This is a genomic window from Enterococcus sp. ZQ21 (assembly GCF_030053755.1).
Lineage (GTDB): Bacteria > Bacillota > Bacilli > Lactobacillales > Enterococcaceae > Enterococcus_B > Enterococcus_B lactis.
Genome location: NZ_CP125658.1, coordinates 1,906,116 through 1,928,829, shown reverse-complemented (window position 1 = coordinate 1,928,829; position 22,714 = coordinate 1,906,116). Strand labels below are relative to the sequence as shown.

Annotated in this window: 23 protein-coding genes and 1 tRNA gene; 19 read left to right on the top strand and 5 right to left on the bottom strand. The window is 38.3% G+C overall.

Annotated features, from left to right (window positions below):
- Positions 1-7: 7 nt before the first annotated feature.
- From QK255_RS09350 to ileS, 6 genes are all read left to right on the top strand, one after another.
- Entirely contained in the window at positions 8-685 is a 678-nt protein-coding gene (locus QK255_RS09350) for a YggS family pyridoxal phosphate-dependent enzyme (protein WP_002291853.1), read from the top strand.
- Between the two features lie 13 nt (positions 686-698).
- Positions 699-1,298 (top strand): cell division protein SepF, encoded by a 600-nt coding sequence (locus tag QK255_RS09345; RefSeq protein ID WP_002291852.1) that lies wholly within the window; start codon positions 699-701, stop codon positions 1,296-1,298.
- Between the two features lie 20 nt (positions 1,299-1,318).
- On the top strand, positions 1,319-1,600 hold the full coding sequence (locus QK255_RS09340; RefSeq protein ID WP_502687097.1) for a YggT family protein: 282 nt from the start codon (positions 1,319-1,321) through the stop codon (positions 1,598-1,600).
- Positions 1,601-1,648: 48 nt separating this feature from the next.
- On the top strand, positions 1,649-2,431 hold the full coding sequence (locus QK255_RS09335) for a YlmH family RNA-binding protein (RefSeq protein ID WP_002291847.1): 783 nt from the start codon (positions 1,649-1,651) through the stop codon (positions 2,429-2,431).
- Between the two features lie 20 nt (positions 2,432-2,451).
- On the top strand, positions 2,452-3,159 hold the full coding sequence (locus QK255_RS09330) for a DivIVA domain-containing protein (protein WP_002291846.1): 708 nt from the start codon (positions 2,452-2,454) through the stop codon (positions 3,157-3,159).
- A gap of 260 nt (positions 3,160-3,419) precedes the next feature.
- Positions 3,420-6,218, top strand: a complete 2,799-nt coding sequence (gene ileS / locus QK255_RS09325) for an isoleucine--tRNA ligase (protein WP_002291844.1) — start codon at positions 3,420-3,422, stop codon at positions 6,216-6,218.
- 48 nt (positions 6,219-6,266) lie between these two features.
- Here ileS and zwf read toward each other — a convergent pair whose 3' ends face one another.
- From zwf to QK255_RS09310, 3 genes are all read right to left on the bottom strand, one after another.
- Positions 6,267-7,793 (bottom strand): glucose-6-phosphate dehydrogenase, encoded by a 1,527-nt coding sequence (zwf, locus tag QK255_RS09320; RefSeq protein WP_002291842.1) that lies wholly within the window; start codon positions 7,791-7,793, stop codon positions 6,267-6,269.
- 14 nt (positions 7,794-7,807) lie between these two features.
- Entirely contained in the window at positions 7,808-8,455 is a 648-nt protein-coding gene (gene efaR, locus QK255_RS09315; protein WP_002286616.1) for a transcriptional regulator EfaR, read from the bottom strand.
- A 175-nt stretch (positions 8,456-8,630) separates the two neighbouring features.
- The gene (locus QK255_RS09310) at positions 8,631-8,972 is read right to left on the bottom strand and encodes a DUF4828 domain-containing protein (protein ID WP_002291841.1); all 342 of its coding nucleotides are present in this window, start codon (positions 8,970-8,972) and stop codon (positions 8,631-8,633) included.
- 164 nt (positions 8,973-9,136) lie between these two features.
- Here QK255_RS09310 and sfsA point away from each other — a divergent pair, with 164 nt between their 5' ends.
- From sfsA to QK255_RS09255, 11 genes are all read left to right on the top strand, one after another.
- Positions 9,137-9,865 (top strand): DNA/RNA nuclease SfsA, encoded by a 729-nt coding sequence (gene sfsA / locus QK255_RS09305; RefSeq protein ID WP_002291840.1) that lies wholly within the window; start codon positions 9,137-9,139, stop codon positions 9,863-9,865.
- Between the two features lie 15 nt (positions 9,866-9,880).
- The gene (locus QK255_RS09300) at positions 9,881-10,894 is read left to right on the top strand and encodes a Gfo/Idh/MocA family protein (RefSeq protein ID WP_002291839.1); all 1,014 of its coding nucleotides are present in this window, start codon (positions 9,881-9,883) and stop codon (positions 10,892-10,894) included.
- Complete coding sequence (locus tag QK255_RS09295; RefSeq protein WP_002291838.1) at positions 10,894-12,171, top strand: DEAD/DEAH box helicase; 1,278 nt, start codon at positions 10,894-10,896, stop codon at positions 12,169-12,171. Before QK255_RS09300 ends, QK255_RS09295 begins: the two co-directional genes overlap by 1 nt.
- Before the next feature lie 62 nt (positions 12,172-12,233).
- Positions 12,234-14,936 carry a sigma-54-dependent transcriptional regulator gene (locus QK255_RS09290; protein WP_002291837.1) on the top strand — a complete coding sequence of 901 codons (2,703 nt, stop codon included), beginning with the start codon at positions 12,234-12,236 and terminating at the stop codon, positions 14,934-14,936.
- 151 nt (positions 14,937-15,087) lie between these two features.
- Positions 15,088-15,405 (top strand): PTS sugar transporter subunit IIB, encoded by a 318-nt coding sequence (locus QK255_RS09285; RefSeq protein WP_002286606.1) that lies wholly within the window; start codon positions 15,088-15,090, stop codon positions 15,403-15,405.
- A 28-nt stretch (positions 15,406-15,433) separates the two neighbouring features.
- Positions 15,434-15,754 (top strand): PTS lactose/cellobiose transporter subunit IIA, encoded by a 321-nt coding sequence (locus tag QK255_RS09280; protein WP_002286604.1) that lies wholly within the window; start codon positions 15,434-15,436, stop codon positions 15,752-15,754.
- A 107-nt stretch (positions 15,755-15,861) separates the two neighbouring features.
- On the top strand, positions 15,862-17,322 hold the full coding sequence (locus QK255_RS09275) for a PTS sugar transporter subunit IIC (protein ID WP_283341533.1): 1,461 nt from the start codon (positions 15,862-15,864) through the stop codon (positions 17,320-17,322).
- Between the two features lie 69 nt (positions 17,323-17,391).
- Positions 17,392-17,613: a hypothetical protein gene (locus tag QK255_RS09270; RefSeq protein ID WP_002292901.1), complete on the top strand. Its 222-nt coding sequence runs from the start codon at positions 17,392-17,394 to the stop codon at positions 17,611-17,613.
- Positions 17,614-17,644: 31 nt separating this feature from the next.
- Positions 17,645-17,827: a DUF3188 domain-containing protein gene (locus tag QK255_RS09265; protein WP_002286596.1), complete on the top strand. Its 183-nt coding sequence runs from the start codon at positions 17,645-17,647 to the stop codon at positions 17,825-17,827.
- Complete coding sequence (locus QK255_RS09260) at positions 17,827-18,240, top strand: DUF3284 domain-containing protein (protein ID WP_002292900.1); 414 nt, start codon at positions 17,827-17,829, stop codon at positions 18,238-18,240. The genes QK255_RS09265 and QK255_RS09260 overlap by 1 nt, the downstream gene beginning before the upstream one ends.
- 123 nt (positions 18,241-18,363) lie before the next feature.
- Positions 18,364-19,545: a GNAT family N-acetyltransferase gene (locus QK255_RS09255; protein WP_002292899.1), complete on the top strand. Its 1,182-nt coding sequence runs from the start codon at positions 18,364-18,366 to the stop codon at positions 19,543-19,545.
- A gap of 70 nt (positions 19,546-19,615) precedes the next feature.
- On the opposite strand, the gene QK255_RS09250 is transcribed toward QK255_RS09255, so the two are convergent.
- Positions 19,616-19,780 (bottom strand): hypothetical protein, encoded by a 165-nt coding sequence (locus QK255_RS09250; RefSeq protein ID WP_002286676.1) that lies wholly within the window; start codon positions 19,778-19,780, stop codon positions 19,616-19,618.
- 153 nt (positions 19,781-19,933) lie between these two features.
- Between QK255_RS09250 and QK255_RS09245 the strand changes: the two genes are divergently transcribed.
- Both QK255_RS09245 and QK255_RS09240 read left to right on the top strand, forming a co-directional pair.
- Positions 19,934-20,007 (top strand) — tRNA-Arg (locus tag QK255_RS09245).
- A gap of 622 nt (positions 20,008-20,629) precedes the next feature.
- The gene (locus tag QK255_RS09240; protein ID WP_002292897.1) at positions 20,630-21,178 is read left to right on the top strand and encodes a hypothetical protein; all 549 of its coding nucleotides are present in this window, start codon (positions 20,630-20,632) and stop codon (positions 21,176-21,178) included.
- 147 nt (positions 21,179-21,325) lie between these two features.
- Here QK255_RS09240 and QK255_RS09235 read toward each other — a convergent pair whose 3' ends face one another.
- Positions 21,326-22,558: an aminopeptidase gene (locus tag QK255_RS09235; protein WP_002292896.1), complete on the bottom strand. Its 1,233-nt coding sequence runs from the start codon at positions 22,556-22,558 to the stop codon at positions 21,326-21,328.
- Between the last annotated feature and the right edge of the window lie 156 nt (positions 22,559-22,714).

The window sequence follows — 22,714 nt, the reverse complement described above, 5'->3', positions numbered from 1 at the left end:
AGAGCACATGATTGCTGACAACTTGCAGAAAATCAAGCAAGAAATTCAGGATTCGTGTGCTCTTGTTCATCGTGATCCGAAAGAAGTTACATTAGTAGCTGTAACAAAATCTGTTGAATCAGCTCAAGCTGAAGAATTGGGCAGAGCTGGCGTTATGAATTGTGCAGAAAACCGAGTAGATAAACTATTACAAAAGAAACAAGATTTATTTGATTTTCCCGAAATAAAGTGGCATTTAATTGGTAATTTACAGCGCAGAAAGGTAAAATTGATTGTAAATGAAATTGATTACTTTCATGCGTTGGACAGTTTAAGATTAGCAGAAGAAATCCAGAAGCGGTTAGAAAAAGAATTATCCTGTTTTATTGAAGTAAATGTTTCTGGTGAGGAATCAAAACATGGAATTTCACCAGATGAGCTTTTACCGTTTGTGGAATCTTTAGCTGCCTGCACAAAAATCAAGGTTGTTGGTTTAATGACTATGGCGCCTAAAGAAGCTTCTGATGAGCAAATCCATAAAGTGTTTGGTACGCTGAAAGAATTGCGTGATCTTGTTCAAGCAAAAGGTTATGCCCATGCACCATGTAATGAATTAAGCATGGGGATGAGTCAGGATTTTCAAATTGCGATTGAAGAAGGTGCAACATTTATCCGTGTAGGAACAGCGCTATTCAAAGACGAATAAAGGAGGAACAAAAATGCCGCTTTTAAACAGAGGAGCAATTGCTAATTTTTTCGGATTAGCTGATGAGGAAGAGTACGAATACCAAGATTATCCTGAAACAACAAAAAAGGCTGTACAGCCAACTAAAAAAAATATAACACAGAATCAACCAACTCATTCTGTATCTGCTGCGAATACTCATGAGAAACAAAAAACGGCGACTTCACGTCCTGTAACGCATGAAAGTATTCAGCCGGCTGAAAAGAAAAAAGTAATTGAACTACATCAATCACCTACAAAAACTGTAGCGAAAGAAAGAACAGCTTCAAGAACGTCTACACAACCTAAAGCAAATCTTGCGGGAAAAATCACTGTGATGGAACCAAGAGCTTATTCTGAAGCGATGGCGATTGCTAAAAGAATCATCGCTGGAGAAGCAACCTTAGTGAATTTTCATTTAGTGGAAGAAAAGCAAGCGAGAAGAATTGTTGATTTTCTAACAGGAACAGTTTATGCATTAGATGGAGATATCAAACGCGTTGGAGATGAGATTTTTCTTTGTACACCGACAGGGATGGAGATTGACAGTTCAACCGCTCAATCTTTTGCAGATGCGAATTTGTTTGATCTGTAAGAGGAGGAACTACGATTTATATTATTGCGCTATTACTTCATTTAATTCAACGGGCAGCCTATTTCTATAGCATTATCTTGATGGTATATGCTTTGCTCTCTTGGTTTCCAGGCGGTTATCAATCAGGATTAGGACGGTTTTTAGCTAAGATCTGTGAACCGTATATCAGTTTATTCGATCGTCTGCCTTTAAGGATCGGTCCTTTGGATTTCACGATTTTAGGGGCCATTCTAATCTTGAACTTAGCCGTACAAGGATTAGCACAGATCGTTATATGGATAACTATCCATTTAGTTTATTGATTCAAGCAATAAAATCTTTATTCTCAGAATAGATAGGAGGGGAAAATTTTGGATGCAAATGTATACCAGCACTTTCGGGCAGATGAACGTGCATTTATCGACTCAGTAGGTGATTGGATTGAACAAGTTCAAGGACAATATGCGCCATATCTGACTGAATTTCTTGACCCCAGACAATCCTATATTTTAGAAACACTGATTCGTCAAAGCAGTGATTTGCGTTTCATGTTTTATGGTGGATATGAACAGGCAGAAAGAAAAAGATGTTTGATTTTCCCCGATTATTACGAACCTGTAGAGGAAGATTTTGAAACAGCATTGTATGAAATCCATTATCCTAGCAAATTTGCCAGTCTAAGTCATGGGAAAATCCTTGGGACTTTAGTGGGAACAGGTATCAAACGCTCTTACTTTGGCGATATCATCTCAGATGGCGATCGCTGGCAAGTATTTATTGCAAATGAGGTGGATCATTTTGTTGCTGCACAAGTAACAAAGATTGGAAAAGTTGCTGTACGCTTGGAACCAATCAAATACACAGAAATGATTTTGCCGAAAGACAGCTGGACACAAGAAAGAGGGACTGTTAGTTCTATGCGACTGGACAGTGTGATCTCTGAGATTTATAATATTTCCAGACAGCGGTCCAAGCAGCTGATCGAAGCTGGTAAAGTAAAAGTGAATTGGACAGAAAATACAAGACCTGATTTTGTACTTGAACTATTAGATATTATTTCAGTCAGGGGTTACGGCAGAGTCCAGATCCAAGAACTTGAGGGGAAGACGAAAAAAGAAAAGTACAGGGTGTTGTTCGGTGTATTACGTAAATAAAATAAAAAGGTGGTTTACTCATGGCTTTAACTCCATTAGATATCCAAAATAAGACATTCCCAACAAAAATGCGGGGATATAATCAAGACGAAGTAGATGATTTCTTAGATTTAGTTGTTCGTGACTATGAAGAATTGACTCAAAGAAATCGTGAATTAGAAAAAGCAGTCAAACATTCAGAAGAAAAACTTGAGTATTTCAATGAATTGAAAGATGCATTGAACCAATCGATCATCGTAGCTCAAGACACAGCGGATAAAGTAAAAACAAGTGCAAGTAAAGAATCTGAAGTGATCGTTACTTCTGCACAAAACAAAGCAGATGAGTTAGTTGCGAATGCTGAAAAACGTGCACACCAATTAACAACTGATGCAGAAGAAAAAGCAAGAAAAATCTTGACAGATGCAACAGAAAAAGCAAGACAGCTTGCGACAGAAACAGAAGATCTTAAGAAAAAGACACGAGTATTCCATCAACGTATCAGCTTGATGCTTGAATCTCAATTGGAACAAGTGAAAAGTCCAGAATGGGACGAAATTTTACAACCATTCTCTAGCTATGTGACTGACAGCCATGAAGTGATCAAAGAAGTTTTAGCAAAACAGCTTGACAACGAAAATGATACTGATGTAAACTCAGACACAGGAGTCATAGAAGCACCTATGACGGCATTTGATACACAGGCTATCGATATCTCAATCGTACCTGGTGAACATGAAAACGAGTAGAACAGAAAAGCACTTTGTTATTCTTAAAGCGAGCCGATGAGAGTGGAAGATCGGTAAGACACTGCATCGTGAAAGATCCTCTACTTGAGACTGCTTTTCTGAAACTAGAGTAAGAAGCAGCGGCTGACCTCGTTATTGGTCACAGAGAGTTTGCATTAGATAGATGCAACTAAATTTGGGTGGTACCACGGCATGTTCGTCCCTTGCGGCTGAACATGCCTTTTTGTGTCCGGAAAATAAACGAAGGAGTGAATGGTTGAATGAAAATGAAAGAAACCTTGCAATTAGGAAAAACAAAATTCCCTATGCGTGGTAATTTGCCAAACCGAGAAGGCGAATGGCAAAAAGAATGGGAAGAAAATCAAATCTACCAAAAAAGACAAGAATTGAACGAAGGAAAACCTAGCTTTGTTCTTCATGATGGACCTCCTTATGCCAATGGAAATATCCATTTAGGGCACTCATTGAATAAAATCAGTAAAGACATTATCATTCGTTCAAAATCAATGTCTGGCTACCGCGCACCATATGTTCCAGGATGGGATACACATGGATTGCCAATCGAACAAGTGTTGGCTAATAAAGGCGTGAAACGTAAAGAAATGTCCATGGCAGAATATTTGGAAAAATGTCGTGAATATGCACTTTCCCAAGTAGATAAGCAACGAGAAGATTTCAAACGCCTAGGGGTTGCAGGAGATTGGGAACATCCCTATGTCACATTAGACCCTTCGTATGAAGCTGCACAAGTACGCGTATTTGGTAAAATGGCTGAAAAAGGCTATATTTACAAAGGATTGAAACCCATTTACTGGTCTCCGTCAAGTGAGTCTTCTTTAGCGGAAGCTGAAATTGAATATAAAGATGTAAAATCTCCATCTATTTTTGTAGCTTTCAATGTCAAAGACGGCAAAGGCATCCTTGATGAAGATACAGCTTTCGTCATTTGGACGACAACACCATGGACATTGCCAGCAAACCAAGGTATTGCTGTAAATCCCAAATTTACGTATGTACTGGTCGAAGCTGATGGCCGTAAGTTTGTTGTAGCAAAAGATTTGCTAGAAACAGTTCAAACAGAAATCGGTTGGGAAAATGTAACGGTTCTAAAAGAATTTGCTGGACAAGAAATGGAATATATGACTGCAAGTCATCCATTCTATGACCGTGAATCGCTCGTAATTTTAGGTGACCATGTTACTTTAGACGCTGGTACTGGATTAGTCCATACTGCTCCAGGACACGGGGAAGATGACTATATCGCCGGTAGCAAATATAAACTATCTGTAGTGTCACCTGTAGACTCAAAAGGGTTGTTTACAGAAGAAGCTCCTGGATTTGAAGGAATCTTTTATGATAAAGCAAATCCTATGATTACTGATTTATTAAAGGAAAAAGGAGCTTTGCTGAAACTAGATTTCTTTACCCATAGTTATCCTCATGATTGGCGGACGAAAAAACCTGTGATTTATCGTGCAACTCCACAATGGTTTGCATCTATCGATAAATTCCGTCAGAATATTTTGGATGAAGTAGAAAAAGTAGATTGGGTTATTCCATGGGGAAAAACACGTTTATATAATATGATCCGTGATCGCGGCGACTGGGTCATTTCTCGTCAACGTGCATGGGGAGTGCCGCTTCCGATTTTCTATGCTGAAAATGGTGAAGCAATCATCACGCCAGAAACAATCGAACATGTAGCAAAATTATTCGCTGAACATGGATCAATCATCTGGTTTGAAAAAGAAGCAAAAGAACTTCTTCCTGAAGGATTTACTCACCCAGGTTCTCCTAATGGCGAATTTACAAAAGAAAAAGATATCATGGATGTCTGGTTTGATTCTGGTTCTTCTCATGAAGCTGTTTTACGTCAACGACCAGAATTATCATTCCCAGCAGATATGTACTTAGAAGGATCAGACCAATATCGTGGCTGGTTCAACTCAAGTATCACGACAAGTGTGGCTATCAATGGCGTAGCACCATATAAATCAGTTATTTCTCAAGGATTTGCTTTAGATGGCGAAGGCCGTAAGATGAGTAAATCTTTAGGAAATATCATTGCACCAGAAAAAGTGATCAAACAATTTGGTGCAGATATCCTTCGCTTGTGGGTATCTAGTGTCGATTATGAAGCAGATGTTCGTGTATCGATGGATATCTTAAGTCAAGTGGCAGAGGTATATCGTAAGATCAGAAATACGATGCGTTTCTTATTAGCGAATACAGAAGATTTCGATCCTAAAAAAGATACTGTTTCGTACAATGATTTACGCTCTGTAGACAAATACATGACCGTACGATTGAACCAAGTAATCAAAGAAATCAGAGAAGAAGGATATGACAAATATAATTTCATGCATATTTATCGTACAGTTATGAACTTCTTGACTGTTGATCTATCGTCCTTCTACCTGGATTTTGCTAAAGATGTGGTTTATATCGAAGCAGAAGATGATTATCAACGTCGTTGCATGCAAACTGTTTTCTATCAAACAGCTGTAGCTTTGACGAAACTATTGACGCCTATCATTCCACATACGGCGGAAGAAATCTGGTCATTCCTGAAAGAAGAAGAAGCATACGTTCAGTTAAGCGAATTTCCTGGCTATGAAGAGTTTGCGAACCAAGAGGAATTGATGGACACTTGGGCTGCTTTCATGGATTTCCGTGACAAGGTCTTAAAAGCATTGGAAGAAGCAAGAAATAGCAAATTGATTGGTAAATCATTGGAAGCAAAACTAACTGTTTATCCAAAACAACAAGTTCGTGAAATGTTAAAAGCTTTGGATGCAGATATTGCACAATTGCTGATCGTTTCCCCAGACTACTTTGAAGTAATGGAAGCAGATGTACAAGTGCCAGATAATGCTGTGGTATTTGATGATGTTGCTATTACAGTGGAAAAAGCAGACGGAGAAACGTGCGATCGCTGTCGTCAAGTTCGTAAAGATGTAGGAGTAGATGAAAAACTTCCTCATCTATGCAGTCGTTGTGCAAAAATCGTTGAAGCATTCTATCCTGAAGCTGTAGCTGAAGGATTCGAAGAAAAGTAAAATGGAAAAGGGGTTGTGACATGTTTTTTGTCACAACCCCTTTTGTTATCAATCGATTAATTTTCCACGTTCGCGATACCAGTTATCTGGTTGCCAGATCCATTCGAATCCGTCTTTTTCAAGTAATTCGAAAGCTGCTTTAGGCCCCATTGATCCGGCCTTGTAGTTTGGAAAGTCCGGTTGTGTTTGGTCCCAAGCTTTGCGAATGACATCCACGATATGCCAAGATTGAGCGACTTCTTCCCAATGAGAGAAATTCGTTCCATCACCATTCAACGCATCTAGCAGTAATTTTTCGTAAGCTTCTGGGCTATTTTCAACCATTTCTGCACTATTTCGAAATTCTAATTTGATTGGTTCCGTTTCAAACCCTTGACCTACTTCTTTTCCATTCAGGGATAAAGAAAATCCTTCAGTTGGCTGGATATAGATCGTTAGAACATTCGGTGGGAGTGTCGTATCGTCACATGGTTCATCGACAGATGTTTTGAATACATTAACAGGAACCTGTTTGAACACGATATTGATCCGAGTACCTTTTTCAGTCAAACGTTTTCCTGTACGCACATAGAAGGGAACACCAGACCAACGGAAGTTGTCGATAGTGAATTTTCCTGCGACGAAGGTTTCGGTCTCTGATTGAGCATCCACTTTGTCTTCTTCTCGATAACCTTTGAATTGTACGCCATCTAATTCACCTTGAGCATATTGTCCACGAACGAAGTTTTCTAACACTTCTTCTTCGTTGTAGATGCGGATTGCTTTCAATGCTTTGATCTTTTCTGTACGGATTTCTTTTTCGGAAAATGCTACTGGTGGTTCCATTGCAAGTAATGCTACAACTTGCAAAATATGATTTTGCACCATATCTTTCAGTGCGCCACTATGATCGTAGTAGCCCCCGCGATCTTCTACACCAAGGTTTTCACCAAAAGTGATTTGGATATTATCGATGTAACGATTATTCCATTGAGCCTCAAAAATATTATTGGCAAAACGGATAGCTGAGATGTTTTGGATCATTTCTTTCCCTAAATAATGATCGATCCTGAAAATATCTTGTTCAGGGAATACTTCTCTGATTTGCTGATTCAATTCGAAAGCAGATTGGTAATCCGATCCAAACGGTTTTTCTATAATCAAACGATTGAAGCCATTTTTTGTCATAATGTTTTGTGATTTTAAATGAGAAACGATCGTTCCGAAAAATTGAGGTGCCATGGCCAAATAATAGACGCGATTGCCGTTTAACTGATAGTGTCCATCTAATCGGTCAGACAATTCTTTTAATGTTTGATAATGTGTTGAATCATTTACATCATGGGATTGGTAGTAAAAATGACTAGCAAAAGTAGTTGCTTCTTCATCAGAAGGATTCAATGCACGGATCGTTTCTTTGACAACTTCACGGTAGTGTTCATCGCTCCAAGGACGGCGAGCGGTCCCGATCACGGCAAAATGCTCGCCTAAATTTCCTTTTCTGTACAGGCGGAACAAAGACGGGTACAATTTACGTTGGGCTAGGTCACCTGTGCCGCCGAATATCGTAAACAATACATTTTTTTCATTAGACATGTAGATACACTCCTTTATATTTTATCGACAAAAATCGTGCTGGCCGCCTTGAAGCTGACGGGTATTTTCTTTCTATCATTTTGGATAGTGATTGGTCCTTCATAAGCTGCGATATCAACGATCTCATACTCTTCGTTGATATTCAGGTCAATTGTGACTAAGTAATCCAACAATTCTTTTTCATCAAGCACTCGTGCGATACGCACTTTTGTACCGACAGGATAAGATTCTAGTGTTTGCCGGCGTTCTTCATGGACGACTTCCTCTTTTTTAGGAATCGATCCTCCATGAGGACAATGTTCAGGATGATTCAAATAGTTTTCTAAATGATCTGCAAGATGTTCCGAAGTCACATGTTCCAATACTTCAGCATCATCGTGGACTTCATTCCAGCTATAGTCTAAATGTTCAACTAAAAAAACTTCCCATAAACGATGTTTGCGAATTAAACTGCTAGCTTTTTGCAGCCCGCTTGCAGTCAATTGTACACCTTGATAAGGGGAATGTTCTACAAGCTCTTCTTTCACAAGTTTAGAAATCATTTCACTGACAGATGCAGCCGAGACATCCAGGCTAGATACGATTTGTTTATTGTTGACTTTCGTTGTATCTCCGCCTAGTTCTAAAATGATTTTCAAATAATCTTCTCGATTTGGTGTCATATTCGATCATCCTTTCATGGTAAAAACCATCATTAGTAAGTGTAACAAAAAAAACGTTAATTGACTATTTTTCTAAATAAAAAACAAAGGATTTTTGGACGTTTTTACAACAAAAAACGAAAGATGAGAAAGAAGACTCATACTTTCGTTTAAATAGATATATATTGGGAGGTGTCTATTTTTCAGATGTCAGCTTATACGAGACATCTGCAGATTCATCATAAAGAGTTTGTTCGGGATAAGAAAAGATAAGATAAAAACCATATTGATCACGTACGACTAAACGCTGTTCATCTATTTCTACTACAGATGTGCCAAGTGACTGACCGTTGATCAAAAACGTGTAATCAGATGTAATCTGTAATTGTTGTTTTTGCTGGCTATCACTGAAGAACCATGTACCTTGATACCTCGAGAGTCTTTCAGATTTTTCCGCTTGTTTTTTCTTCTTCAAGTAAATCCAACTTGAGAGAACGGCAACGAGTGAACCAAGAAAATAGATCATTTTTTTTATCACCAAATCACTCCTTTATGAGAAAATCATCGTATAGAAACATTCTTCCTTCTTTATTTCATTGTACCGAATAAAAACTAAAATTTCTCTAAGACTTTCGACTGGTTTTTTTACTGTTTTTCCACAAATTATGATAGGATACATAGTAGGAAGACAGGTGACAGAATTTGAAGTATCAGCAAGTTGAAACAGCTTTTTTTATTGACCGTCCGAATCGGTTTATTGCACATTGTATGAAAAAAGACGGAGAAATAATTATCGCGCATGTCAAAAATACAGGTAGGGGAAAAGAGGTCCTGATACCAGGCGCTGAAGTGGCTATTGTATTTGCTCCTGGACCTAAACGGAAAACCGACTATGATCTGATTGCTGTAAAAAAGAAGGGTGATTGGTTCAATATCGATAGTCAATTGCCTAATCAGTTGGCAACTGACGGTATTTTAGACGGTACGATCCTTTTACCAGGATTAATTGGTCCATTTACAACATACAAGCGTGAAGTAACTTATCTTCACTCCAAATTTGATATTTATTTGGAGACGGCGGCCGGACAAAAAGCATTTGTTGAAGTCAAAGGTATGACGCTTGAAAATAAAGCAATTGGTGCTTTTCCTGATGCGCCTACCCTCAGAGGATTGAAACATGTTGGAGAATTAGCGTATGCCGCACAAGATGGTTATGCTGCTTATGTCTTGTTTATTGCTCAATTCGAACATCTTCATTTCGCAACGATCCATGAAGAAATGCAACCAGCACTAGCTGATATGGTTCGACATGCGCAGCAAAGTGGTGTTCAAATCCTCGCCTATAATTGTCAAGTAACGGCAGATGAGGTAAGTGTCAAGCAGGCTATCCCGTTTGATGTAGCTATCCCGTTTGAAGATCCTATACAATAGAAAGAAGGTAAAAAAATGATCAACTTAGGTATTATTGGAACAAATTGGATCACTCATCAATTTGTCCAAGCAGCTTTGAGCACAAAAAAATATGAATTGACAGCGGTATATTCTAGACATTTGGAAAAAGCACAGGAATTTGGTTCTCATTATGAAGGGGATATCGAATTTGCAACAGATTTGAAGACTTTTTTCAATATTGCTCATATGGACACTGTTTATATAGCTTCTCCAAATAGTCTTCATTTTAGTCAGACTAAGCAAGCAATTTTGGCAGGTAAAAATGTGATAGTGGAAAAGCCAGCTTTTTCGACGCCAAAAGAAATGGATGAAATCATCCATTTGGCAAATGAACACAATGTGTATTTTTTTGAAGCAGCAAGAAATATCCATGAATCAGGTTTTAAAAAGATTGCCGATTACTTACCATTAAAAGACGAGATAATCGGTGCAAATTTCAGCTATATGAAATATTCTTCGCGTTATGACCAAGTATTAGATGGAGAAGAACCAAATATCTTCTCGACTCATTTCTCAGGTGGTGCATTGATGGATTTAGGTGTTTACCTTGTGTATGCAACTGTCGCTTGGTTTGGAATGCCAAAAGAAGTCCATTATTTCCCAAGAAAGATTTCTACTGGTGTGGATGGTCTTGGATGGGGAATCTTGCGTTATGATACTTTCGATGTATCGATCCAACCAGGTAAAATCGGTGATTCTTATCTGCCATCAGAGATCTATTTTGACTCAGGAACGCTAGTGATGAATGGCGTCAATGCAATCGAACAAGCAGAGTTTCATGATCGGGTACACGAAGAAATCATTGACTTAGCAGTAACAGCTGCAGAAAATCCAATGGCAGATGAAGCAGAGGATTTTGCCAATGTCATAACTCATCCGAAAGATGCAGCTTGGGGATTATTGTATGAAGAGTGGATCGAGCTGGCTAGAAATGTGAACCAAGTGATTTATGATTTAAGAAAAAATGGTGGCATCAAATTCGATGCAGATAATGAGGAAGATTTTTAATGAACGAATTTGTACAAGTATTTCCCGAAAATTGGCAGAAAAATTATGAGAATAAAGGATTTATTACACCTTCTCTTATTCAACAGGCAGTTTTTCAGCCATTAAGCAATAAACAAAGCATAGTAGCCATCTCTCCAACAGGTTCAGGTAAAACACTGGCTTATCTTTGGCCGTTACTACTAAACGTGGAACCAGGTGAAGCAAGTGCGTTGGTTATCTTTGCATCTTCTCAAGAACTAGCTATTCAAGTAGCAGATGTTGCACGTGAATGGGGAAAAGACAAAGAATTGAAAGTCCAATCTTTGGTGGGCGGAGCAAACGTTAAACGACAAATTGAAGGTTTGAAGAAAAAACCAGAAATCTTGATTGGTACACCAGGAAGAATATTGGAATTGATGAAAGCTAAAAAAATAAAAGCACATCAAGTGAAAACAATGGTATTTGATGAAGCAGACCAGCTATTTGATGCGGGGAACAGCCAAATCATTGATCAGATTCTTCATCAAGCTCCGACAGAATATCAGCTAGCCTTTTTTTCAGCAACAGCAGATCGTTCCCTTGAAAGCATTGAAAAAATCACTGGGAAAACGTTTGAGACGATCGACGTGACAGCAGAAGATGATTCTCGAAAAGGCTTGAGACATTACTTTTTACGAGTGCCAATACGAAAGAAAGATGAATATCTAAGACGTCTCACTCACATAGAAGATTTTCAAGGTCTGATTTTCTTTAATCAACTGACTGAATTAGGTGTGATGGAAGAAAAATTGCTGTATAGAGGGGTACCTGTAGGAAGCCTGGCCTCTGATCAAAACAAGCTGCTCCGAAAAGCGGCGTTGGAACAATTCAAAAAGAAAAAGATCAGCGCACTTTTGACCACAGATGTGGCGGCTAGAGGTTTAGATATTACAGGACTTCCTTATGTCGTGAATGCAGAAGTGCCGTTAAGTGAAGAAGCTTACTTGCATCGTTCTGGAAGAACTGGACGAATGGGCAATGAAGGAACAGTGATCACACTCGTACAAGATAACAATTTAAGAGATTTGAAACGACTTTTACGTCCGACAAACATAACACTTGAAGAGATTTTTCTGCACGGAGGAAAGTTACAAACGGATCAACCAATCAAAGAAGATGTAGCTACCGCAGCGAATAACAAGTATAAGAAATCTTTTCCTGGGAAAGAACAAAATCCAGAGCATAACAAAAACAAATCAAGAAAAAAAGTTAAAAATAAATCAAAAAAAGAGAGAAATAAAGGAGCAAGGCGCAAATAAGCGCCTTTTTATGCTATGATTATGAAAACGGGAACAAAATTGGTTGCCAGAGGAGGGATTATGTGAAAGAACGTCAAGAAGAGATTTTGCATCTATTGACAGAAAACCAACAAGGATTGACAGCAAGTGATGTAGCTGAGCGCTTGAATATTGATCGAAGCAATGCAAGCCGATATTTAAGCGAACTGTATAAGGCTCATCATATTGTAAAAACCGCTGGCCGACCAGTCGTTTACTCCTTGCCAACGGAAAAATCAAAATCTGATGAAGTACATGTCGACTCTTCTACGCAAGTGACTTTTGAAACGCTCGTTGGAGAAAATGATTCTTTAAAAGTCAGTATACAGCAGGCAAAAGCAGCGATTCTTTATCCGCCGCGGGGGCTACATACCATTATTTTTGGAGAAACTGGTACAGGGAAGTCAATGTTTGCGGAATGTATGTATCATTTTGCAATCGAATCTGAAATGCTTTCAGCCGATGCGCCATTTGTTTCTTTCAATTGTGCGGATTATGCTCAAAATCCCCAACTGCTCTTTGGACACATCTTTGGGATCAAAAAAGGGGCTTACACAGGAGCAGCGCAAGATAGTCCTGGTCTAATCGCCAAAGCAGACGGCGGTATATTGTTTTTAGATGAGATCCACCGTTTACCACCGGAAGGACAGGAAATGCTGTTTACTTTCATCGATAAAGGTATCTATCGTCCACTTGGAGAAAGTGCACAAGTACATGAAGCATCAGTTCAGATTATTGGGGCAACGACTGAATCTTCAGAAAGCTTCTTGACTACCTTCAACCGACGGATCCCTATGGCTATCACCTTGCCAAACCTTGCTTCGCGTTCACTGGATGAGCGTTATGAGATCATCTCTCTTTTCATCAAACAAGAAGCGAACCGTTTAAATCAACGTATCGATATCGAAAAAGAAGCGATTCTTGCCTTTATGCTTTATGATGCGGAAGGGAATATCGGTCAAGTGAAACGAGACTTGAAATTAGTCTGTGCAAAATCTTTTTTACATTACCGAACGCATCATGAGAAAAAACTGATCATTCGAAAAGAAGAACTTTCCCTTCAAGTACAAAAAGGACTACTGAAAATCAAAGAAATACCAGAACGCCTCGACCGATTCATGGACAGTAAGAGCCAGTATTTGACATTTGAACCAGGATTTGCTGATGTCGTCTGGTCACAAGATCCAGAAAGAAACATGCAAGTCTACAACGATATTGAGGAAAAAGTTACTTCTCTTTCTGAAACCGGTGTGGAGAACATCGATTTGGAGACGCTCATTTCAAAAGATGTGGATGCTTATTTTCAGACATATGTCAAAGAATTGACTAAAAGTTCAATCCCAAAAGATCTTTTACCAGATGAGATCTGGCGGCTAACCAATCAATTGTATGATGTAGCTGAAAAACGGTTAGACCGTATTTATAATGAAAAAGCTCGTTTTGCTTTTGCTTTGCATTTGCAAAGTACATTGGATCGTGTGAGAGAAGGACATATGATTGTCCATCCAGATTTGAATAACGTACGAAAAAATTTTAAGAAGGAATTCCAGGTAGCAATCGATCTTTCGACAATCATTGAAGAAGAAGAACAAGTCGAGATTCCTTTTGATGAAATTGGCTTTATCAGTATGTTTCTTTCTATCAACTTAGGAGAAAGTGAGCCTGTTAAAGAAAACAAAGTAGATGTTCTCGTACTGATGCACGGCAGACAGACCGCTTCAAGTATGTTGGAGATGGCGCAAGAACTATTAGGAACAAAAGTAGGAAAAGCTTTTAATATGCCATTGGTTATGGAAGTTCAAACAATGTATGAAGAGGTACTACAATATGTCAAAAATTATCAGGGGCATTTGACGAATGGACTGCTTTTGTTAACAGATATGGGATCATTAAACACCTTCAGTGATTTGATTTATGAAGAGACTGGCATTCGGACGAAAGCAATCACAATGACAAGTACGATGATTGTGATAGAAGCGATACGGATGGCAAGTGTTGGAAGAAGCTTAGAAGACATTTATCAAAATATTCAGCTCTCCTTTGAATCAATCGTACGTGATCAGTTCAAAGCGGAAAAAGCTGAAACTTTACAGCGTAAAAAAGCCGTCATCGTGACATGTTTTACTGGTGAGGGAGTAGCTGCCAAATTGTATCAACGGATTATGCCGGTGATTAATCAAAACAAAGTAGAACTGATCCAGATGCAGTTTTTAGAACGCGAATCATTCAAAAAACACATTGATGCCTTATTGGAAGAATATGAAATCAAAGCAATTGCAGGAACGGTTGACGTTGATTATCAAAATATCCCATTTTTTTCTGCCTATGACGTTTTTGATGATGAAAAATTGAATGTTTTGAAGCGTATAGCTGATGATGAGGTCCCAACAGCTAAAATTGTTGATTCGCTTTCAGGATCATTAAGTGATGTCTTTTCTATTGATGAATTGATCCGCTCATTGCAAAAAACAGTTCAGCAGATCCAGACAGATTTGTCGATTATCGTAGAACCAGGAGTAGATACTGGAATTGTCATCCATTTAGCCTTCATGCTAGACGGATTGATCAAAAAAGAATCGCATCGGCAATTTGAGAAACTATCTATTTTCTCAAAAATTTACCGTTTGGAAATGGATATCGTTCGAGCAAATTTGATGGCACTGGAACGAAAATATCAGGTAAAAATTTCAGAAGATGATATCGCGTTTCTTACACAAATGTTTCTTGAAAACAAAATAAAAAAATAAACACACTAATCATACTGTTTACACACTGAATATCAGTGTGCGCACTATATAAAAGAGCTAAAAAGCATGAAAACGCTATTTTAGCTCTTTTTTTCTTGGCATGCTTCTTGCATTATATAAAAGTGTAAAAAAAATAAAAGGAGTGTTAAAAATGGCAAAAAAAACAATTATGTTAGTTTGTTCAGCAGGGATGAGTACGAGTTTATTGGTCACAAAAATGCAAAAAGCAGCAGAAGAAAAAGGAATGGAAGCCGATATTTTTGCTGTCTCTGCCTCAGATGCAGATAATAATTTAGAATCTAAGAATGTCGATGTTTTATTATTAGGTCCTCAAGTACGTTTCATGAAAGCTCAATTCGAACAAAAACTTGCGCCTAAAGGTATTCCGTTAGATGTTATCAATATGCAAGACTATGGCATGATGAATGGAGAAAAAGTACTTGCACAGGCAGAAAATCTAATGAAATAAATCAAGTATGTAGTTGGGGGATAACAACGTGGAAGATCAGCAAAATCTAGAAGCCATCATGGGACTAATCATGTTTGGCGGTAATGCAAAGAGCGACGCAATGGAAGCGATTGCGGCTGCTAAAATCGGTGATTTCGAGTTAGCGGATAGAAAAATCGCTGATGCAGAAGAATCACTTATACAAGCACATCATGCACAAACAGATATGTTGACACAAGAAGCACAAGGAAATCATATGCAAGTGACGTTATTGACTGTTCATAGTCAAGATCATTTAATGACGTCTATTGCGTTTACTGATTTAGCAAAAGAAATCATCGAACTTTATCGTCGCGTATACAGCGAATAAATACAACTTCTTTTTTGAACGGAAGAAGAAAAATTTTTGAACGGATTTTTTATTTTGTTATAAAGAGAACTCTCTTTATATAAAAAACTTATAGGAGGAAGTAAAAAATGAACGGACTAACAAGTTGGATGGAGAAATACATCCTGCCAGTTGCCGCAAAAATCGGAGCGCAAAAACATTTAGTTGCTTTGCGTGATGCTTTTATCGGCACACTGCCCGCAACAATGGCGGGATCAGTCGCTGTAATGATCAATGCAATTATTCGAGATTTACCGCAACAGTTTAACAGTACCTACGCTGACAGTTTAGCAGCAGACAAAGGAATCTTTGCCGTATTGAATGTCATCATCGGAATCAATGGTTTTGTCTGGAACGGTACACTAGCAATCGCCGGATTGATCTTTGCCTTTTCTTGGGGGGATAATCTTGCCCGAGCTTATGGAGTAAATGATCTAGCTGGGGGAATCGTTGGTCTAGCTACCTTGATTCAAGGTATTTCCTTTGGTCCAGCATTATCAGCAGCATTAGATGTGAATGTCCCTTCAAATGTCGCAGATGCAATCAATAGTTCTGAGATTGGTGCAACGATTGCAGATGGTACACTGTCAGTTGGATTATGGGGTTGGCTAAAACTAGATCATTTGAATGGAAACGCTTATTTTACAGTTATGATCATGGGAGCAATTTCAGTCATTATTTTTTGTAAATTGATGCTTGCTAACATTACGATCAAAATGCCTGATTCAGTACCACCAGCAGTATCTAAAGCATTTGCAGCCATTTTACCAGCTACGATCGCTTTATATGTCATTGCTATTATCAATTATATCGTAGGTCGTGTAGCTGATGGGCAACTAATCATTGATTTGGTGCAAAAATATATTGCAGAACCATTCCTAGGATTATCTCAAGGGTTGGGAGCAGTATTGATCGTCACAGTGTTTGTTCAAGTATTCTGGTTCTTTGGTATTCATGGACCAAATGTATTGGCACCAGTGCTAGAGGGAATCTGGGGACAAGCACAACTAATCAATATTGATATTTTCCAAAAAGGTTATAACGGAAAAACTGGTACACCAGCCGTGTTAGATGCAATCGAAGATGGAAAAGCTTATATGTGGGTCCGTGGATCGTTCGATGCTTTTGCATGGTTTGGCGGATCAGGTGGAACGATCGTCTTACTGATAGCTATCTTGATTTTCTCTAAACGAGCGGATTATTTAACAGTAGCTAAATTATCCATTGGACCCGGTATTTTCAATATCAACGAGCCAGTGATGTTTGGTCTGCCGATCGTATTGAATGCCATCATGTTCATCCCATTCTTGATTGCTCCAGTAGTTGCGACAGCTATCGGTTGGTTAGCAACTTACTTTGGACTTGTAGCACCAGTATCGCAACAAGTTACATGGGTAGTACCGCCGTTCTTATTGTCATTCTTAGCAACAGGAGCGGATTGGCGAGCACCAATCGTAACATTGGTATGTATGGTCGTGACTTTCTTGATTTGGGCACCGTTTGTCATTTCTGCAAACAAAATGGACCCTGCCGCAGGCGAACAACAATAAGATGAATCTGAGGAGCGGGACGCTTTAAGTTCCGTTCCTCATAATGAATTTTCGAGGAGGAGCTGAAAAATGATTTCAATTGCCAGTGCAATGCAACAAGATGCAATCAAAGAATTGTTAGAAGGATACAATGAAGAAGGAATGACATTTACGTTTAAAGAAAAACAAGGAATCAAAATGTTCTTTGAGACAAGTGCAGAAGATCCGGAAGCTGCGGCTAAAAAAGCAAAGGAACTAATCAAAGCACAGCCTTGGGGAACAGTCCTTTATTTTCAGTCAACAGCTGTTTAAGAAAATGGTTCAAAAAGATAGGATGGTTGATATGATAAAAAACGGTTTATTTTTATGTAGTATTGGTTCTTTGATCGTGTTGTATAGTTTGAATCCACATTCGCAAAGGTATGATTTGTATAGTATGGTCACGGGTCTTTTCCTAACAGGATTAGGAATCTACTTCTTCATGAAGGGGAAAAAAAGAGAAGAAGCAAAGGAGAAAAATAACTAATGGAAATCACAAAAAAATTAAATATTCCAGCGTCGTTTTTTTACGATAAAGTTATGGATTCTGTTCTTTTCGATGTACGTAAAGCGACCGGCAAATCAGTGACCAGAAAACAGCTGAAAAATTTGGAGTACGTCAAACAATTCTCGCAAAATAACCGGGCTCGTATAAAAATCGAAGAAGTCATTGAAAACCAGTCTTATAAGTTTCGTACATCGACAACGAAGAATGAATTCGTTGTTCATTATCAAATCAAACCAGTAGACGATTCGACCTGTGAGATTCATTACACAGAAAAAATGGAGTCTTACGGCATGCTTCAAAAGTTGAATGATATGCTTTTAGGAACGATCTTGATGTACTTTAAGCGGAGACGTTTCAAAAAAATGCTAGAGATGATCGAAGCAACGTATTAAACCATTGAAAAAATGGTACTATTTAGTTATTGAAAAATGAAGTAAGCTAGAAGAGATTTTTCAGAGGAAGCAAAGTCTTTCCTGAGATTCCTCACTAGCTTTTTTGTAGGAAGGGGCAGCAAAATGACAAAACAAGTAAGAGAGCTAGGGGGATCTTCGATTGAGGAAATGTTTGCTTTAGCCACATATGCATTTAATGGGGCAGATACACCTGAAAGGAGAGAACGTTTTCGTACACTTGCGGAGAATTCCTGGAATTACGGTTTTTTTGATGAGGAGGATCGGCTAACAAGTCAAGTCATGGCGACTCCTTTCCCAGTGAATTTTTACGGACAAGAGTATTTAATGGCCGGTATTGGCTATGTTGCTTCTTATCCTGAAGCAAGGGGACAAGGCGGAATCAATCAGATCATGGAAAAGATTCTTGAAGATTGCCGTTATCGTAAAGTAAGCTTATCTTATCTGGCGCCCTTCTCCTATCCCTTCTATCGGCGCTATGGCTATGAACAATCGTTTGATAAAATCAGTTATCAACTAAACAGTCGTGACGTGCCTTTTACCAAAAAGAAATCTGGCAAGATGAAGCGTATGAATTTCGAAGATGCAAAAGCTGCTATCAAACGAATTTATGAACAGATGCCTGAAAATCAACGAGCTGGTCTGAAGCGCGAAGACTGGTGGTATACGTATAAATTCAAGCAAAAAGGTAATTACCAGTTTGCTTTGTATTTTGATGATACTGGGGAAGCAATGGGCTATGTCGTTTACCAGCTTGCAGCGTCTTCCTTTATTATTGTGGAATGGGGATTTTTGAATCACGATGCCTTTTGCAGCCTTGTCCGCTTTGTAAGTTCCCATAACGGTGCTTTTGAAACATTTGAATATTCATGTGGCTACGGTGGCAATGATCAAAATTATCTATTAGCAAATCCATTTGCTTCTGTAACGATCACACCTTATATGATGGCGAGGATCGTGGATATTTCTTTGTTTTTGGAAAAATATCCATTTAGAAAGAAACAAGCTGCCTTTGCTCTTCAGATAGAAGAAGATCAGTATGCAAAATGGAATGAAGGAATCGTGGAAGTAACGATTAAAAATGGAAAAAACCATCTCTCAAAAGTAGAACAAACGGCGTTACCGATCGTTCGCGGAAGTATCCAACATATCACACAGCTATTATTAGGATATCGTAAAGTTGAAGAGCTGGTATTCCAAGAGAGGATACAGGTGGCAAAAGAATATGAAGAAATGTTAAGTTCGATCTTGCCACAGCAACAGCCAATCCTTAATGACTATTTTTGATAAAAAACGGGGGATGACAATATTTTTGTCACCACCCGTTTATTTTTCGTTTGACATTTGAAGGAAAATATTAAAGTAAATCCTCTTTTTTCGTAAATTTGAATTTTTTGTTTTCTTTTGTTTTAGGGTTTTCTTTTTTGTGGTCTTGGATTGCTTCTTTCGTGATCTTTTCCCGATTTTTTTTAGATGAATCTAAGCGTTCGGCATATACTTTTTCTTTTGGCTTATCATTCATTGGAAAGAACCTCCCTGTATTATTTCATTCTACTCCTAGTTTATCATCTGTTAAGAGCTAGTGGAAACGTTTTGCCTAACCTACAAGCTGATTTTTTTAGCAGATAAGCTTGCAAGTAAAAAACAAACAAGCTACAATTGATTTATTGAAATTGTTCCTGTAGCTCAGTAGGATAGAGCAATCGCCTCCTAAGCGATAGGTCGCTGGTTCGATTCCAGTCAGGAACGTATAAATAACCCCTGTATCCTTTGTGGTACAGGTTTTTTTATTTTAAAACAACAAAAATTAAATGTTTTATAATTAAAAAAACTTCATTTTTTATTGATATAAGGGTATAATTGTTGTTGAAGGAAGGTGATAAAAAAACATTTTCATTAAAACGGAAAGCAAAAAATAAAAATAAAAATGAAAGAAGGAGAAAAATTAAAAAAATGGATTCTTAGCGCTACATTGATTGTTTTACTTAGGGCTTTCGCAGATGCAAGGGTAATAGAACAAAGTGGTTTTACTGGTAGGTGTGTAGCTTTTCCAATGCTATGGAGCTAGAGCCTTTCTAGTGGGCATAAGTATGTTTAACTTTTTATGCTAATCTGGGCACATAATGTACAGGCGCACTACATAGAGAATCTCGAAAGTGGGATTAGTACTAAGTATAGTTGATACAAACAGCACTTCACAGCTAGAATAATTGGAAAGTCAGAAGTTTTTTGTTCGATTTGAAATACCTAGTTAGTTTGAATAAGTACATAAAGAATCTTCTTATTTAGCACTTAATAAAAAATATAAAAAACATTTAAAAGAGAAATTAAAGGGTTTCTCAATCTTTGATAAAAAAGGAGGAAGTAGAAAATGAAAAAAGCAAAATTGATACTTAGTACAATCGTCTTGACATCTTTATGTAGTGGTTTTTTAGGGACTGGGACGGTGGATGCCAGTGAATATAATAATAAAGTTGTTTCGCTTCGAGCTGCTAGTGATACAACGCTTACTGTGTCACGCATACCTCATAATCCTATTCTATATTTTGAAATTTCAATGGAAAATTATAATCAATCTGACTCAACCCAACGTTGGGTAATGGAGTACAATGCAAATGCCGGTGGTTATTATATCCGGGAGCAGATTCCGGGAAGTATGAATTTTACACCGCAATATATTTGGGATAGTGGAGGAAGCTTTTTGGACTTCTCGGGTAACAAAGAGAGGGTAGGGACTCTGTGGAAGTTATATTCAGCCGGACAGAATTCGTTGGGAAATATATTTTTTATAGAAAATATGTCAAACGGGAACTATATGAGTTGGACCAGAGGAGGTCATACTGATCGGGCGTTGAGGTCTACTGCATTTGATTGGAATTGGGAGCAAAGATTCATTGTACAAGTTGAAGGAGAAGTTTAAAAGAGAAAAATGGAAGTACACTAATACGTTCAATCTTTTTGACTTATATCTAGAGAGTGGGGCAATAATCAGATTTTTTTCTGACTATTGTCCCACTCTCTTTTTTATATATTTTTCGTTATTTTATTTGTGCTAACAAGATTTTGCTCAAGCCCAATCTCCATTACGGAAAATCGGTACTGTAGAACCGTCTTCGCGGATACCATCGATATCCATCTTGTCAGATCCTACCATGAAATCTACGTGGGTTTGACTTCTATTCAAACCAGCTTCTGCTAATTCTTCATCGGACATTTCTGTACCGCCTTTCACACTGAAGGCATAAGCAGATCCTAAGGCTAAATGGTTCGATGCGTTTTCATCAAATAGTGTATTGAAGAAAATGATACCAGATTGAGAAATAGGTGAAGGGTCAGGAACAAGTGCCACTTCTCCTAGACGACGCGCACCTTCATCGGTATCAAGCAATTTTTCTAAGACATCTTCGCCTTGTTCGGCAGAAAAGTCAACTACTTTTCCATCTTTGAAAGTAAATTTCATACCAGAGATGATCGTACCAGCATAACTCAGTGGTTTTGTACTTGAAATATACCCATCTACACGATGACTGTCAGGAGCGGTGAACACTTCTTCTGTTGGCATATTTGCCATGAATTTTTCCCCTCGAGCATTGTAGCTTCCAGCACCTTCCCAAAGATGGTTTTTAGGCAATCCAATGATGATATCCGTACCAGGAGCAGTGTAGTGCAGGGCAGAAAATTGTTCTTGATTCAATTCTTCTGCTTTTTTTGCTAATTTCTCATCGTGTTTTTTCCATGCTAAAACAGGGTCTTCTTCGTAGACACGAGTTGTTTTAAAAATTTGATCCCATAATGCATCAACTTGTTCTTCTTCTGGCAGATCTGGAAAAACTTTTGCTGCCCATTGTTTACCAGCAGCAGCTACAACAGTCCAACTGACTTTATTTGCCTGAGTTGCCTTGCGCAAATTCATTAGTGCTTTACCGGCAGCTGCTTGATAAGTTGCTACTCGGTGGCTGTCTACACCGGCAAACGCATCAGGATCGGCAGAAACGACACTAATCCTGCTTGCTCCTTTTTCAAGCCATTCATCCGCTTGAACGATTTTAGATTGTGGTACATCCTCAATACGATCTGTTGCTGCATGTAAAAGAAATTCTCTTTGAATCTGATCATCTGTCCACTGAACGATGACTTCAGCAGCTCCTAATTTGTAAGCTTCTTGTGTGATCAAGCGAGCAAGGGGTGCTTGGTCTACACTGATCTGTAAAACGACTGTGTGACCTTTTTCTGTGGCCACGCCAGTTTCTGCAATTAAGCGTGCATATTTTTTTAGAAGTTCATTAAAATTCGATAACATAATAAAAATTCCTCCTCACCATTTTTTCTGGTAACTATTAGCATGATACCATTTAATCATGATTCAAACAATGTAGCTTTAAATAAAAAAAGGAGGTTATTTTTTTCTGGTTGCGTTTCACGTTCTATGACACGACTTGCTATTTTAGCTTGTGAA